Origin of the sequence: Amycolatopsis roodepoortensis, from assembly GCF_014873915.1 — a bacterium.
Classification (GTDB): domain Bacteria; phylum Actinomycetota; class Actinomycetes; order Mycobacteriales; family Pseudonocardiaceae; genus Amycolatopsis; species Amycolatopsis roodepoortensis.
The window spans coordinates 1,166,763-1,181,135 of record NZ_JADBEJ010000001.1; the positions used below are offsets into that span (position 1 = coordinate 1,166,763).

At 70.6% G+C, this 14,373-nt stretch carries 13 protein-coding genes; 8 read left to right on the forward strand and 5 right to left on the reverse strand.

Annotation, left to right across the window (positions count from 1 at the left end; all coding sequences use genetic code 11):
• Positions 1-3 precede the first annotated feature (3 nt).
• Positions 4-780, reverse strand: coding sequence for an alpha/beta fold hydrolase (locus H4W30_RS05505; RefSeq protein WP_192741782.1), 777 nt, complete (start codon positions 778-780; stop codon positions 4-6).
• Positions 777-1,724, reverse strand: coding sequence for a LysR family transcriptional regulator (locus tag H4W30_RS05510; protein ID WP_192741783.1), 948 nt, complete (start codon positions 1,722-1,724; stop codon positions 777-779). The genes H4W30_RS05505 and H4W30_RS05510 overlap by 4 nt, the downstream gene beginning before the upstream one ends.
• An 86-nt stretch (positions 1,725-1,810) precedes the next feature.
• On the opposite strand from H4W30_RS05510, the gene H4W30_RS05515 reads away from it, so the two are divergent.
• The 4 genes from H4W30_RS05515 to H4W30_RS05530 are packed head-to-tail and all read left to right on the forward strand — an operon-like array spanning position 1,811 to position 5,701.
• Complete coding sequence (locus H4W30_RS05515; RefSeq protein WP_192741784.1) at positions 1,811-2,959, forward strand: acyl-CoA dehydrogenase family protein; 1,149 nt, start codon at positions 1,811-1,813, stop codon at positions 2,957-2,959.
• A 17-nt stretch (positions 2,960-2,976) separates the two neighbouring features.
• Positions 2,977-4,131 carry a CaiB/BaiF CoA transferase family protein gene (locus H4W30_RS05520; RefSeq protein WP_192741785.1) on the forward strand — a complete coding sequence of 385 codons (1,155 nt, stop codon included), beginning with the start codon at positions 2,977-2,979 and terminating at the stop codon, positions 4,129-4,131.
• Entirely contained in the window at positions 4,128-4,901 is a 774-nt protein-coding gene (locus H4W30_RS05525; protein ID WP_192741786.1) for a mesaconyl-C4 CoA hydratase, read from the forward strand. The genes H4W30_RS05520 and H4W30_RS05525 overlap by 4 nt, the downstream gene beginning before the upstream one ends.
• Positions 4,898-5,701, forward strand: a complete 804-nt coding sequence (locus H4W30_RS05530; protein ID WP_192741787.1) for an HpcH/HpaI aldolase/citrate lyase family protein — start codon at positions 4,898-4,900, stop codon at positions 5,699-5,701. The genes H4W30_RS05525 and H4W30_RS05530 overlap by 4 nt, the downstream gene beginning before the upstream one ends.
• Here H4W30_RS05530 and H4W30_RS05535 read toward each other — a convergent pair.
• The gene (locus H4W30_RS05535) at positions 5,695-6,327 is read right to left on the reverse strand and encodes a TetR/AcrR family transcriptional regulator (protein WP_192741788.1); all 633 of its coding nucleotides are present in this window, start codon (positions 6,325-6,327) and stop codon (positions 5,695-5,697) included. The genes H4W30_RS05530 and H4W30_RS05535 overlap by 7 nt on opposite strands.
• Before the next feature lie 48 nt (positions 6,328-6,375).
• Between H4W30_RS05535 and H4W30_RS05540 the strand changes: the two genes are divergently transcribed.
• The 3 genes from H4W30_RS05540 to H4W30_RS05550 are packed head-to-tail and all read left to right on the forward strand — an operon-like array spanning position 6,376 to position 9,634.
• Complete coding sequence (locus tag H4W30_RS05540; protein WP_225948778.1) at positions 6,376-7,311, forward strand: patatin-like phospholipase family protein; 936 nt, start codon at positions 6,376-6,378, stop codon at positions 7,309-7,311.
• Positions 7,308-8,156, forward strand: a complete 849-nt coding sequence (locus tag H4W30_RS05545) for an SDR family oxidoreductase (protein ID WP_192741789.1) — start codon at positions 7,308-7,310, stop codon at positions 8,154-8,156. The genes H4W30_RS05540 and H4W30_RS05545 overlap by 4 nt, the downstream gene beginning before the upstream one ends.
• Entirely contained in the window at positions 8,153-9,634 is a 1,482-nt protein-coding gene (locus tag H4W30_RS05550) for a flavin-containing monooxygenase (RefSeq protein ID WP_192741790.1), read from the forward strand. Before H4W30_RS05545 ends, H4W30_RS05550 begins: the two co-directional genes overlap by 4 nt.
• A 38-nt stretch (positions 9,635-9,672) precedes the next feature.
• Here H4W30_RS05550 and H4W30_RS05555 read toward each other — a convergent pair whose 3' ends face one another.
• Together H4W30_RS05555 and H4W30_RS05560 are read right to left on the reverse strand one after the other, a co-directional pair.
• Positions 9,673-10,425: a hypothetical protein gene (locus H4W30_RS05555; RefSeq protein ID WP_192741791.1), complete on the reverse strand. Its 753-nt coding sequence runs from the start codon at positions 10,423-10,425 to the stop codon at positions 9,673-9,675.
• A 4-nt stretch (positions 10,426-10,429) separates the two neighbouring features.
• A complete protein-coding gene (locus tag H4W30_RS05560; protein WP_126734369.1) occupies positions 10,430-11,020 on the reverse strand; it encodes a papain-like cysteine protease family protein in 591 nt (196 codons plus the stop codon).
• Between the two features lie 386 nt (positions 11,021-11,406).
• Between H4W30_RS05560 and H4W30_RS44105 the strand changes: the two genes are divergently transcribed.
• On the forward strand, positions 11,407-14,223 hold the full coding sequence (locus H4W30_RS44105; RefSeq protein ID WP_264082805.1) for an ATP-binding protein: 2,817 nt from the start codon (positions 11,407-11,409) through the stop codon (positions 14,221-14,223).
• Positions 14,224-14,373 lie beyond the last annotated feature (150 nt).

Here is a 14,373-nt window from a genome sequence, read left to right on the forward strand (position 1 = left end):
GGTCTACCCGAGGAAGTCGCTCACCAGCTCGCTCGATTCGGGACGGCATTCGTCGAAGTAGGCATGGCGCGCCCCGGCGAAGAGATGCATTCGCGCGTCGGGGATCCGCTCCGTCAGCAGCGGCGCGTTCGCCACAGGCGCGAGCAGATCGTCGTCACCGTGCAGGACCAGCGTGGGCGCGGTGATCTCCGGAAGCACGTCCCACGCGTCGTGGGTGTTGCTCGCGACCAGATGTCCGCGCACCGCGTGCGGCGGCATGCCGTGCGCGCCCAGCACCCGGTACGGGCCGGGATTGGCAGCTCGCCAGGCGGGCGTGTACATCAGGTCCTCCAGCGTCTCCCGTGCTTCCGCGGACGACCGTCGCGCCAGGGCCAGCCGCACGTCGTTCGACCGCTCGACACCGTGCGTCCCACCCGGCGAGGTACAGCCGAGCACGAGCCGCCGCACCCGATCGGGATACCGCGCGGCGACCCACTGCGCGACGCGGCCACCCATCGAGGTGCCGTAGACATCGGCCTCGCCGACCCCGAGTTCGTCGAGGACCGCGATCACGTCGTCCGCGAAACCCGGTGTGGAGTAAGCGGAATCGGGCGCGTCACTCGCACCAGTACCGCGGTAGTCCATGGTGATCGTGCTCGGGAAGTCCCCGCGCGTGCGGTCCCACCACGTGTGGTCGTTCGCCTGCCCGGCCAGCAGCACGAGGGGCCTGCCCGTGCCGTGCCACTGGTAGGCCAGCCGGGCACCGTCTGCGGCGACGGCGTTGCCGGTGAGCGTGCTCATTCTTCTCCTGTTCGGTCTTCCCAGAGCCGTGCCGAGGGCCATTCGCCCTCCCGCACGGTCCGGTGGATCTGCCGGACCAGTGCCCGCGCGACGGTGTCGACGGCGGGCGTGACGCGCCCCGTCCTGGGCGTGCCGAGGACGACGGTGCGCCAGACCTCCGGTTCGCATACCGGAGCCGCGCTCAGCGTGCCGTCGGCGACGTCCGCGGCGATGCCGATGCCAGGGAGGATCGTCCAGCCGTGCCCGCCGAGCACGAGGCGTTTCTGCAGGGTCATCGCGTTGGTCTGCACGGCGACCTCCGCCTCGGCGCCGGCCTCGCGGGCCGCGCCGTCGATGAGGGTGCGTAGCGCGTGCCCCTCGGAGGGCATGACCAGCGGATGCGAGGCCACTTCGGCGAACGGGACGGGTCGTGCGGGATCGAGCCCGGCCGAAGGGGGAGCGACCGCCCATAGTCGTTCACGGACCAGAGGACGGACGTTGAGCGACGGCGTGCTGGTCAGGTTGTAGAGCAGGCTCAGGTCGACGTCGCCGTCGTCGATCCACCGCTGGAGATGTCCCGAGTACGCGGTGAGCAGCCGCAGTTCGATCCCCGGATGCTCGCGCAGCACCTCCGTCGTCAGTGGCGCGGCCAGCCGTTCGGCGGCGCTCTCCAGCAGGCCGACCGTGACGATCCCGGTGACCACACCGGGTTTCGGGGCCAGCTCGGCGCGGGCGCGGTCGAGTTCGGTGAGCGCCCGCCGGGCCCGCTCGACGAGCGTCGCGCCCGCCTCGGTGGGGCGCATCCCGTGGCGGGTCCGTTCGAACAACGGCACCCCGAGTTCCTGCTCCAGGGTGCGGATCTGCCGGGTGACGGCGGGCTGGACCAGGTGCAGCAGCTCGGCCGCGCGGGTCACGCTGCCGACCTCGGCGACCGTCACCAACGCCTTGAGCTGCTTGAAGTCCACCCTCGCCCCTGCTCATCGCGGTCCGGTATGCGGGCATCATGATTCGGTATTTCACATACCGTCTCATCATCGCTCATGATAACCACATGACCGAGGAAGAGACCGAGATCGTCGCGCTCGTGGCCGGGTTCGTGGATCGTGAGGTCCGGCCCGTCGCGCGGGAGCTCGACCACGCGGACACCTATCCCGAGAAGCTCGTCGACCAGATGAAGGCGATGGGCGTCTTCGGGCTGGCCGTGCCCGAGCCCTGGGGCGAGACCCAGGTCTCCGCCCAGTGCTACGCGTTGGTGACGGAGGAGCTCGCGCGTGGCTGGATGAGTCTCGCCGGCGCGATGGGCGGCCATACCGTCGTCGCGAAACTCCTTGCCGCATATGGCACGCGGGAGCAAAAGGACACCTATCTGCCGAAGCTGGCGACGGGCGAGATCCGCGCGACGATGGCGCTCACCGAACCCGGTGGCGGCTCGGATCTGCAGGCACTCCGCACCACGGCGCGGCGCGAGGGTGACGAGTACGTGGTCGACGGCAGCAAGACCTGGATCACCAACGCGCGCCGGTCCCAGCTGGTCGCGTTGCTGTGCAAGACCGACCCCGCCGCCGAACCCGCGCACAAGGGGATCTCCATCCTGCTGGTGGAGAAAGGGCCGGGTTTCGAGGTTTCGCGGGACCTGCCCAAGCTCGGTTACAAGGGTGTCGAGAGCTGCGAGCTCTCCTTCGACGGCTTCCGCGCGCCGGTCACGGCACTGCTCGGCGGGGTCGAGGGCCGCGGATTCGCCCAGATGATGCGGGGCCTGGAGATCGGCCGGATCCAGGTCGCCTGCCGGGCCCTCGGTGTCGGACGGGCGGCGCTGGAGGATTCCCTGCGCTACGCCCAGGAACGCGAGAGCTTCGGCAAGCCGATCTGGCAGCACCAGTCGATCGGCAACCATCTCGCGGACATGGCGACCAAACTCGAGGCCGCCCGCCAGCTGGTGCACCACGCGGCGCGACGCTACGACTCGGGCGAACGCGCGGACATGGAGGCGGGGATGGCGAAACTGTTCGCCTCCGAGGCCGCGATGGAGATCGCGCTCGACGCCGTCCGCATCCACGGCGGCTACGGCTACTCGACGGAGTTCGACGTCGAGCGGTACTTCCGTGACGCGCCACTGATGATCGTCGGCGAGGGCACCAACGAGATCCAGCGCGGCGTGATCGCGCGCCAGCTGATCGAACGGCACCGCATCCCGTCCTGAACACCGAGGAAGGCAGCATGCGCCCACCACTCGAGGGAATCACCGTCGTCGCGCTGGAACAGGCCGTCGCCGCTCCGTTCGCCTCGCGTCAGCTCGCCGACCTCGGTGCCCGCGTCATCAAGATCGAACGCCGTGGAGCCGGCGACTTCGCCCGCGACTACGACCGCACGGTGCACGGGCAATCGAGCTACTTCGTCTGGCTCAACCGGGGCAAGGAAAGCGTCGAACTCGACATCAAGGACCCGGCGGACCGGGCGCTGCTCGGCGCGATGATCGGCAAGGCGGACGTGTTCCTGCAGAACCTCGCGCCCGGCGCGGTGGAACGGCTCGGTCTCGACGCCGGGACCCTGCGCGCGGAACGCCCGGAACTGATCCATTGTTCGATCTCGGGCTACGGCCCGGAAGGTCCATATCGGACGAAGAAGGCCTACGATCTGCTGGTGCAGTGCGAAACCGGGCTGGTGATGTCCACCGGCACCCCGGAGACCCCGGCCAAGGCGGGGATCTCGATCGCCGACATCGCCACCGGGATGTACGCCTACAGCGGCGTGCTCACCGCGCTGTACGAGCGCGAGCGCACCGGCGGCGGGGCGAGCCTGCACGTCGCGATGATCGATTCACTCGGCGAATGGATGAGCCAGCCCGCCTACTTCTCCCGTTACGGCAAGGAACCGCCGCGGCGCACGGCGGCGGCGCATCCGTCGATCTCGCCGTACGGCCCGTACCGCACCGGTGACGACCGGGTCTTCCTGAGTGTCCAAAGTGAACGGGAGTGGGTCGTGCTGTGCCGGGACGTGCTGGGACAGGAGACGCTCGTCGAAGATCCGCGCTTCCGGACCAACGACGACCGTGTCGCCAACGACGGCGAACTCACCGCGATCCTGGAGGAGGCCTTCAGCGGCTCGACCGCGGACGAGGTCGGGGACCTGTTGGAGCGCGCCGGGATCGCCAATGCCCGGCTGCGGACGCCGGAGCAGTTCACCCGCCATCCGCAGCTGGCCGCGAGGAATCGGTGGCGCGAGGTGGAAACCCCCGCCGGGACCCTGGAGGCGTTGCTCCCGCCGGTCGAGGTCGCGGGCCGGGAGCCGGTCATGGGGCCGGTGCCCGCGCTGGGGGCGCACAACGAGTCGATCCGGGCCGAGTTCGATGCCCGCCAGGAGGTGCGAACGTGAAGGAAATCCTGCAGCCCGGTCCCGCGGAGGCGCTGGCTTCGCTGCTCGACGTCGAGCCGCCGGATCTGGACCGCGACGGCCTGCCCTTGCTGTGGCACTGGTTCTACCTGCTGGACCGGCCCGCCCAGGCCGATCTGGGGCCGGACGGGCATCCGGCCCGTGGCACGGAACCCGGGCGCCGCCGGATGTGGGCGGGCGGACGGGTACGGACACTCGGCCCGCTGCGATGCGGGCTGCCCGCCGAGCGGCATACGGAAGTGCTTTCCACACAGGAGAAACAGGGCCGCACCGGACGGCTGACCTTCGTCGTGACCGGACACCGGATAGTCCAGGGTGGCGAGGTCGTGGTCGAGGAGGAGCAGGACATCGTCTACCGCGACGCCGCCGCCGGGCGGGCGGACAACCCCGTCGAGGAGCCGGAGGTGCTGGCGGCCGAGGACGAATGGGCGATCGACGTCTCGCCGACGCTGTTGTTCCGCTTCTCGGCATTGACCTACAACGCCCACCGCATCCATTACGACCGCGACTACGCCCGCGACGTCGAAGGCTATCCGGGGCTGCTCACCCACGGCCCGTTGCAGGCGCTCGCGATGGCCGAAGCCGCGCGGCGGCGGGGGAGCGGCGGGAGGCTGGCCTTCGACTACCGGCTCGTCGCGCCCTTGTTCGACCATCAGGGCATGATCGTGCGAGCGGACGAGACCGGCACCGCCGTGCGTGATCGCCACGGACGGCGGACGGCGACCGGAACGATGCGGAGCCTCGGCCGATGAACGAACTCCTGACCGTCGCGAAAACCTTCCTGTTCGTGCCGGGACACCGGCCGGATCGCTTCGCCAAGGCCGCGGCCAGTGGTGCCGACGTCGTCATCCTCGACCTGGAGGACGCCGTCGCGCCCGATCGGAAGGAGGCCGCCCGCGAGCACGTCCGGACGTGGCTGGCGGAAGGCCATCAGGCGGTCGTCCGGATCAACGCCGCCGGAACCCCTTGGTACCACGAGGATGTCGCGAGTGCCGGGCGCGCGCTCGCGGTGATGCTGCCGAAAGCCGAGACCCGTGCGGAGATCGATTCCCTCGCCGGGCGGTTGCCGGGTGTCCCGATCCTCCCGCTGGTGGAGACGGCGGCCGGGATCGCGGGCGCGGTGGAGGTCTGCGGCGCGGACGCGGTGGTGCGGCCCGCCTTCGGCAGCGTCGACCTGGCCGTGCAGCTCGGGGTCGACCACCGGTCACACGAGGCGTTGCGGTACGCGCGGTCCGCGCTCGTCGTCGCCGCGGCGGCCACGGGGAGGGCCGCCCCGATCGACGGCGTCACCACGGCACTCGACGACGAGGCCGCGCTCGCCGCGGACGTGGATCATGCCAAGACCCTCGGGTTCACCGGGAAGCTGTGCGTGCATCCGCGCCAGGTCGCCGCGGCGAGCCGTGGGCTGGCCCCGTCGGACGGTGAGGTCGAGTGGGCGCGGGAAGTGATCGCGCGCGCCGGGGACGGCTCGGTGGCCGTCGCCGGCGGCCAGATGGTCGACAAGCCGGTCGAAGCGCGGGCCAGGGCGATCCTGAAGCGCGCCGGTCACTGACGGGCCGCGATCCCGTCGTACATGACCCGGCGGACCGCCCGGCTCATCGCGGCCTGCCGTTCCGGTGACGGGTCGCGCAGTTCGGACAGGATCGACGCGAGAATCATGCCGTTGATCGCGCGGGCGGTGGAGTCGACGTCCAGATCTTCGTGCAGGTAACCGAGGCGGACGCCGTGATGCAGGTAGCCGGCGGTCAGTTCGGCGGCGGTCTCGTAGAAGTCCAGCACCCGTTCCCGCATCTCGGCGTCGATGCCCGCCGCTTCGAGCAGGAGGAACCGGGCCATCCGCGGGTCGTCGCCGAAGATCCGGGCGAGCGCGTCGCCGATCCGCGCGCTCTGCTTGCGGTACTCGGCCAGGCTGTTGACCGCGTCCGGCGCGTTGTCCGCGGCCAGTGCGCCGACCACCTTCTCGACCAGGTCCGTGATGACGTGGTCGACGATGTCCCGTTTGTTCTGGAAGTACCGGTAGAAGGTGCCGTGCCCGATGCCCAGCCGGGCGGCGATGTCGGCGATGCCGGTCGCGTGGTAGCCCCGCTCGGCGAAGCAGTCGAACGCGGTCTCCACGATCTCGCGCCGTAGTTCCTGCTTCTTCCGTGCGGCCCTGCTGACCGGGATCTCCGTCGTCATTCCGCCAGCTTATTGCCTCGCGCGTTCAAATGACATACCGTTCCGGAAATGACACGTCATTCCGCAAGGGCGCTGGTGCTCGGCTGCGGCGGGACCCTCGGGTTCGCCTGGACCGCCGCGGTCCTCGACGCGCTCGGCTGGGATCCCCGCGAGGCGGACGTCCTGGTCGGGACCTCGGCGGGAGCCGAGGCGGTGGCGATGCTCGGTGCGGGCATCCCGGCGAAGGCGATCCTCGACGCGGTCGTGGGCGCGCCCGGCGGTGACGCGGTCGTCGCCGCGCACGTCCGGCGGATGCCGGGCAGGCTCCCACCGGTGCCGTTTCCGCGCTGGCCCGCGGCCGGGCTCGTCCGGGCCGCGCTGCGGCGGGACGTCGACACGCTCGCCGGCCTCGCGGGCCTTCTGCCCCGGGGCCGGGGAGACGCGAGCTGGCTGCGCGAACTCGGCGACGCGCTGGCGCCCGATGGCTGGGTCCCGCATCCCGCGACCTGGCTGATGGCCGCGGATCCGGCGGGGAAGCGCATCGCGCTCGGCTCCCCGGGAGCGCCGCCCGCGCGCCTCGGCGAGGCCATCGCCGCCTCCTGGGCGATCCCTGGCTGGTTCCCCCCGTCCGTTGTGGACGGACACCCGCTGGTCGACGGCGGCACGGTTTCCCCGACTTCGGCGGATTTCCTGCTCGGCCACGACATCGGCGAGGTCGTGCTCATCGCGCCGATGAGCAGCGAGGGCGGAGCGCCCGCCCGCGGTGCGGCCCGGCTGGAACGGCTGCTGCGGACGGCGATGACCAGGCGGGTCGACGACGAGGCGCGGCGGCTGCGCGCGGCAGGTGTCCGGGTGGTCCGGATCGAACCGGGGCCGGCGGATCTCGCCGCCATGGGCGCCAACTTCATGGACGGACGGCGACGCGAGCGCGTGCTCGCGACGGCGATGAGGACGGCGCCGGGCCTGGTCGCCGACGCCTTCGAACGAGAAGGAGTACGCGCATGACCAAGTACCCGGACCTCGATCTCGACGGCGCGCACGTCGCGATCACCGGCGCGGGGCAGGGCATCGGCCGAGCGACCGCGGAACGCATGGCCGCCCTCGGCGCGCGCGTCTCCATCGGCGACCTCGACCTCGAAGCCGCGAAACGGACCGCCGCGGACATCGGCGGCACCGCGCATCACCTGGACGTCGCCGATCCGGCGTCGTTCGCCGCGTTCCTCGGCGAGGCCGAACAGGCGAACGGGCCGCTCGCGGTGCTCGTCAACAACGCCGGGATCATGCCGAACGGCGGCTTCCTCGAGCTCTCCGACGCGTTGAACCGGGCGACCATGGAGGTCAACGTCTTCGGCGTCGTCCACGGTATGCGGCTCGCGCTGCCGGGCATGCTGGAACGCGGACGCGGCCACATCGTCAACGTCGCGTCGCTGGCCGGGAAGTTCCCGGTCAAGGGGCTGGCGATCTACAACGCCAGCAAGTTCGCCGTCGTCGGGCTGACCGCGGCGACCCGGCTGGAGTACGCGCCGCACGGCGTGAGCGTCTCCGCTGTGCTGCCGTCGGCGGTCGACACCGCGCTGGCCTCGGGGCTCGACATGCGGCCGATCCCGAAGGTGAAACCGGGCCGGATCGCCGACGCCGTCGTCGCCTCCGTCCGCACCCGCGCCGCCGAGATCGCCGTGCCCGGCTACGTCGGCGCGCTCGCGACGCTCGCGGCCGTGACCCCCGAACCGGCGCTCAACGCGTTCCGCCGTCTGGTGCGGGACGACCGCGCTTTACGGCCCGACTCACCCGAGCGGGACGGCTATCGCGCCCGTCTCGACCAGGACAACCACCGGGAGGAAAACGCATGACCACGCAGTACGACGCCGTCGTCGTGGGGGCCGGTTTCGGCGGGATGGGCGCGGCGATCCAGCTCAACCGGCTCGGCTACGACAACCTGCTCATCCTCGAACGCGAATCCGACCTCGGGGGCACCTGGCATGTGAACCGCTATCCCGGGCTGGCCGTCGACATCCCGTCGGCCACCTATTCGTACTCGTTCGAACCGAATCCGCACTGGTCGCGGCTCTTCGCGCCGGGCGCGGAACTCAAGCGGTACGCCGAACACGTCGCGGACAAGTACCGGCTGAGGCGCTACATGCGGTTCGGCTCGGTGGTCACCGGCGCGGTCTGGGACGAGGCGAACGCGCACTGGACGGTCTCGCTCGCCGAGGGTGCCCCGGTCACCGCCAAGTACCTCCTCACCGCGACGGGATTCCTTTCCCAGCCGAAGAAACCCGACATCGCCGGGATCGACACGTTCCGTGGCAAGGTCATCCACACCGCCGCCTGGGACGACGACCACGACCTCGCGGGCGAGCGGGTCGCGGTGATCGGCACCGGCGCGACCGCGGTCCAGCTGATCCCCGAGATCGCGAAGGTCGCGCGAGAGCTCACCGTGTACCAGCGGACGCCGATCTGGGTGAGCCCCAAACTGGACTTCCCCGTGCCCAAGGCGGTCCGGCGCGCGTTCGCCGCGGTGCCGTTCACCCAGCGGGCCGCCCGGCTGACCGGGACCGCGCTGCTGGAACTGATGATGGTCTCCGGTGTCCTGCACTACAAGCAGCTGCCGATGGCGAACCGGCTCGGCAAGCTGTGGTGCCAGGCGCATCTCCGCCGTCAGGTGCGGGATCCGCGGCTGCGCGCCGAACTGACGCCGCGGTATTCGTTCGGATGCAAGCGCCCGACGTTCTCCAACGAGTACTACCCGGCCTTCACCAAGGACCACGTGCACCTGGAGACGACCTCGATCGCGAAGATCGACGAAACCGGGATCGAGACCGCCGACGGCGGGCGGCGCGACATCGACGTCCTGGTGCTGGCGACCGGATTCGATCTGTGGGAGGCGAACTTCCCGGCGATCGAGATCATCGGTCGCGACGGCCGGAACCTCGGGAAATGGTGGCGGGAGAACCGTTTCCAGGCCTACGAAGGCGTCGCGATCCCGAAGTTCCCGAACTTCATCTCGCTCAACAGCCCGTATTCCTACTCGGGACTGTCCTATTTCACCACCATCGAGACCCAGATGCGGCATATGGACCGGCTCTTCGGCGCGATGCGGCGGCGTGGCGCGACGGAGTTCGAGGTGACGCAGGAGGCCAACGACGCGTTCCTCGACCGGATGACCGAACGCCTCGGCGACTCCATCTTCACCCTCGGGAACTGTGCCCCGGCGAACAGCTACTACTTCAACCCGCACGGGGAGGCGACGCTGCTGCGGCCGTCCTCCACGCTGAACGCGATCAAGGAGGCGCAGAGCTTCCCCATCGAGGACTACACGTTCGCGTAGGGTGCCGGGACCCCGCGCGGTCCCGGCACCCTTGGCGCCTACTGCTTGCGAAGCCGCAGCGTGACGGCCGTGCCCGCGGCGGCGAGGAAGACCGCGCCGAGCGCGTACGGCCACCACGGCACCTCGGTGTCGCCCACCGGGGCGGAACCGTAACCGCCGGCGGCACCGGTGCGGTCGTAGGTCGAGCCGGGCAGCTTGTCGCCGTAGCGGCTCTGCAGGGCTTCGCGGTACGCGGCGAGCGTCATCGTCTCGCCGGTCTTCGCGACCGACGAGCCGTCGAGGACCGTCACGGTGTCCCCGTCGACGGCGTACCAGGCACCCGCCTGAGGTTCGCTCAGGAGATAGCCCTTGCCGATCCGCGCCGCGAGGCGCTTTTCGACGTCACCCGAGGCGACGTTGTAGACCGACCAGCCCGTGCCCTCGCGCTGCGACCACACGGTGGCGGCGTCGCCGTTGCCCAGGGTGGCGGGCGTGGCGACGTAGGCGAGCTCGGCCGGGACCGAGGAGGTACCGGCGATGAAGGCGGCGGTCGGCTGATACACCGCCACCGGTGTCCGCGGATCGGCCTTGGCGGTTCTGGCCGCGATCGCCGTGTCCGCCTTGGCGGCGCCCGGGAACTGCGCCTTGGCGAGCCGCTGGGTGGTCGCGTCACTGGTGACCACAGTGGACACCGCGGCGAGGTCGGCGGCGGTCGGCGCGCCGCTGGGGGCGTCGGCGGCGGAGGCCTGGCCGCCGAGCGCCAGTGACAGTCCGAGAGCCAGGATCGTGGCGCCGAGGAAGGTTCGCTTCATGGTTTCAGTCCTTGATCCCGTAGACGGTGTGGGTCCAGGTGAACGAGTTGTTGGACCGGTAGGCGTTGTAGCTCATCTGGTTGTAGCGGGGGCTCGAACCCCACGGGTCGCCGTAGTACACCGTCGTCGCGCCGTTGGTGTTGTCGTAGCCGTAGAGCACGTGCATGTGGCCGCCACCGTTACGCCAGCCGATCCGGGTGCCGATCGGCTGCCGCGCGTCGACCTGGCCCTTGATGGAGGCGAAGCTCAGCGTCTGGCCGGACGAGCTGTAGGTGCCGACGTTGCTGAACCCCAGCCAGCGGAACACCCGCTGCTGATCGCTCAGGTAGCCCTGGTTGTTCGCGCAGTCCGTTCCGGACTCGTTGTGCGCGATCTGGCAGAACTTCGTCTGGGTGAGGGAATGTCCCCACCACGCGGCGATCGTGTTGCCACTGGCGTCCCAGCACCAGTTGCTCTTCTCCTGTGCCTGCATCCTGATCGGGATCGTGGTGGCCGCCGTGATGGCGGGTGCCGCGGTGGCGGGCGCCTGCAGGGCGACCAGCGCGGCGACACCGGCGCAGGCCGTGGCCAGCCCGCGCCTGAACGAGGTCTTCACCGTCGGAACACTCCTAACTGGATGATCGAACGCGAAGCAGGCGCGGGCGGCTACCCGTAAGGGATCAAGTGGGGACTCCGGCTACCCGAACGAGTGGCCGACCGGCGCGAGCAGGGGGTCTGCGCTGTGGGGAGGTGACAGAGGGGCACTGCGAACAGTCTGAGATTCACCCTCCGGTGGTCTCGTGGCAAGGTTCGCGGCAATACCTAAGGGTCCGTATTGCCGATGCGAGGGTCGGTGTCACCGCAGGTCGTCGTCGCCCGATCGAGTTAACGGTGCGCGGAGGTCGTGACTCCGGTGGTGTGGACCAGCGGAAAGCGCGCGGTGCTTGGTCACTGTTCGTGTTCCCGCCTTTCGGCGGGTGTCCTCTCGGTATGGTCCCGGGCATGCCGACGATCGGTACGGCACCGGTGTTCGTGGCCCGCGACGCCGAATTGGCCGAACTGGTGCGCGTCGCCACGCGCCCGCCGTCGGTCGCCGTCGTCGAGGGCGAGCCGGGGGTGGGCCGGAGCCGGTTGCTCGAAGAGCTGGCCGCCCATCCCGGGATCGCGTCGCGCGTGGTCTGGTCCGCCCGGTGCGGTTCGTTCGCGCGGCCGTGCCGGCTGGCGCCGTTGGTCGACGCGCTGCTCGCCAAGAGCGCGATCGCCGCCGCCCACGCGGCAAGCTTCTCCCCGGTGACGGGGGTCCTCCGGCGGCTGGTCCCCGAATGGTCCCCGTGGCTGCCGCCGTTCCCGGAGAACGCGGACGCCGAGACCGTCCGGCAGCAGGAGTTCCGAGCCGTGCGCGAAGTGCTGACCGGCTGCGGCCCGGCGGTACTGGTGCTCGACGACGTCCATTGCGCGGACGACGACACGAGGGAGTTCCTGCGCGGGCTCGCGGCGTCCCCGGCCGCGGGGCTGAGCGCGGTGGTGAGCACGGCGGCGTCCGGGCCGCGGCGATTCCCGGCGCCGCGCGAGACCGCCGCGCAAGTCTCGCTTTCGGCGTTCACCGCCGCCCAGGTGCGGACGCTGCTGGACGCGTCCTTCGGCCGCTGCGCGCCGGATGTCGCCGAAGCGGCGCACCGGCGGACGTCCGGGATCGCCGTCGACCTGACGGCGTTGATCCAGAGCGTCGGTGACACGGCCGAATCCCTTTCGGCGGACAAGCTGGCCTCGGCGACGGTGCCGCCTACCGTGCGGAGCCGGGTTTCCGAGCTGATGGCGGCGACCGGCCCGGCCGCACAGGACGTCGTCCGCGCCGCCGCGGTACTGGGATCGCCCGCGGGGGAACAGGATCTGGGCGCGGTCGCCGGCGCGTCCGCGGAGGTCGCCGGTGCGATCACCGAAGCGGTGGCGGCGGGGCTGCTGCGGGATCTCGGCCGCGGCCGCTACGTCTCGGGGAGTCCGCTGATCGCCGAAGCGGTCTACGCGTTGCTCGCCGGACCTCAGCGGTGCGCGATGCACGGACGTGCCGCCGCCCGGCTCATCGCGAGCGTCGAACCGTTCGCGTCCCTCATCGCCCGTCACGCGCGGCTGGCCGGCGACATCGCCGCGTGGACACAGTGGACCGGCGTCGCGGTCGACAACGCCATCGAAGACGGCCGCACCGAGGAGGCGAGCCGCCTGCTCGAAGCGGCCTTGCGGGACACGGATCTCCCGCGGACCGCGCGCGAATCGTTCGCCGTCCGGCTCGGCAGGGAACTGCCGCGCAGTATCGCGCACGCCGGCACGGTCCGGCTGCTGCGCGAGATCCTGCGCGAATGGCCGCTGAGCAAGGCCGCGCGGGGCGAGATCCGCGTCCATCTCGGGCAGGTGCTGATCAACCAGGTCGGCAAGGTCGAAGCGGGCAGGCTCGAGATCGAACTGGGCGCGGCCGATCTCGGCAGGCGGCAGGCGCTGCTCGCCAGAGGACTGGTCACCCTGGCGCTGCCGCATATCGGCACCGTCCCGGTGGAGGAGAACTTCCGCTGGCTCGACGAGGCCGAACAGGTGAGCAAGGGGGAACACGACGCCGGGTTACTAGCTGCCATCACCGCGAACCGGCTTTCGGCGCGTATGCAGATCGCCGATCCGGCGGCCTGGCAGGAGATCGCGGATCTGCCGAGGGCACCGGAGTCGGCGGAGGTCTGCCGCCAGGTGGCCCGCACCTACATCAACCTGGCCGACGCGGTGGCGTGGAACGGGCACTACCCGGTCGCGCGGGCCTACCTCACGACGGCGCGGCGGCTGATCCGCGACGACCATCAGCCCTACCTCGACGCGCTCGCCGACGGCACGGAACTGCGCCTGGATCTCGCGATGGGGGAGTGGGCGAGTGTCGCGGAGAAGGCGCGCGCGATGCTGACGCGGGTCGACAAGGATGGTTCGCTGGCGGCCGAGCCGTTACTCGTGCTCGGCTGGTACGAGTACGGGCAGCACCGGCCGACGGCGGCACTGCGTAGTTTCGACGCGGCGTTCGCGCTTTCCGCGGGCAGTGTCCCGGTGCAGGCTTCGGCGTACGCGGGCCGCGTCGCGGTCCATCAGGCGGGCAAGGATCTGCAAGCGGCCCGGCGCCTGGCCGAGTTCGGCCTGGAGACCGTGCGCCGCAAGAACAACTGGGTCTGGGCAGCCGAGCTGATGCCGTTCGCCGTGCGCACGATGCTCGGCCTCGGGCAGCACGTCGAGGCGCGGGAGCTGCTCGCCGAGTACCGGCAGGGCATCGACGGCAAGGACGCCCCGGTCGCGAACGCGTCGGCACTGCTGTGCCGGGGCATGCTCACCCAGGCGCGTGGTGAGACGCTTCCCGCCGCGGAGTTGCTGCTCGGAGCCGCACAGGCCTACAGCGCGCTACCGCTCCCGTATTTCGCCGCCTACGCCGGCGAACTCGCGGCCGGTTGCTTCTCCGAAGCCGGAGCACAGGAGCGCGCCGTGGCCTCCTTCACCACCGCGGAGACGACGTACGCGGGTCTCGGCGCCGCTGTGGACGCGCTCCGCTGCCGCCGGTCGCTGCGGCGATGCGATCCGGAGATGCCCCGGCGTGGCCGCAAGGGCTACGGCGAAGCGTTGTCGCCGAGGGAACTCGAAGTCGCCAGGCTCGCGGCCCAGAACCTCACGAACCGGGAGATCGGCGAGCGGCTGTTCCTGTCGCCGAGGACGGTCGAAATCCACGTCGGACGGGCGCTCCGGAAATTGGGGCTGCCTTCGCGCACCGTCCTGACCGCCGATCTGCTCGGCGACATTCCCTAAGGGCACGTATTCGTCGGTTCGCTGGGTAAGGCTTTGAGAAACCGCTGGTCAGGAGTGGTTTCTTTAAATAGTGGGGCGATCGCCGTATTCCACTATTGTTCCGTTTTCGCCGCCGATCGACAGTTGTCGGGCAGTCGCGCTTTCCTCGAA

Bases quoted from the DNA above. Each gene is read 5' to 3' on its own strand.
- H4W30_RS05505 (WP_192741782.1), bottom strand. From the start codon at position 780: ATGAGCACGCTCACCGGCAACGCCGTCGCCGCAGACGGTGCCCGGCTG.
- H4W30_RS05515 (WP_192741784.1), top strand. From the start codon at position 1,811: ATGACCGAGGAAGAGACCGAGATCGTCGCGCTCGTGGCCGGGTTCGTG.
- H4W30_RS05520 (WP_192741785.1), top strand. From the start codon at position 2,977: ATGCGCCCACCACTCGAGGGAATCACCGTCGTCGCGCTGGAACAGGCC.
- H4W30_RS05530 (WP_192741787.1), top strand. From the start codon at position 4,898: ATGAACGAACTCCTGACCGTCGCGAAAACCTTCCTGTTCGTGCCGGGA.
- H4W30_RS05535 (WP_192741788.1), bottom strand. From the start codon at position 6,327: ATGACGACGGAGATCCCGGTCAGCAGGGCCGCACGGAAGAAGCAGGAA.
- H4W30_RS05540 (WP_225948778.1), top strand. From the start codon at position 6,376: ATGACACGTCATTCCGCAAGGGCGCTGGTGCTCGGCTGCGGCGGGACC.
- H4W30_RS05545 (WP_192741789.1), top strand. From the start codon at position 7,308: ATGACCAAGTACCCGGACCTCGATCTCGACGGCGCGCACGTCGCGATC.
- H4W30_RS05550 (WP_192741790.1), top strand. From the start codon at position 8,153: ATGACCACGCAGTACGACGCCGTCGTCGTGGGGGCCGGTTTCGGCGGG.
- H4W30_RS05555 (WP_192741791.1), bottom strand. From the start codon at position 10,425: ATGAAGCGAACCTTCCTCGGCGCCACGATCCTGGCTCTCGGACTGTCA.
- H4W30_RS44105 (WP_264082805.1), top strand. From the start codon at position 11,407: ATGCCGACGATCGGTACGGCACCGGTGTTCGTGGCCCGCGACGCCGAA.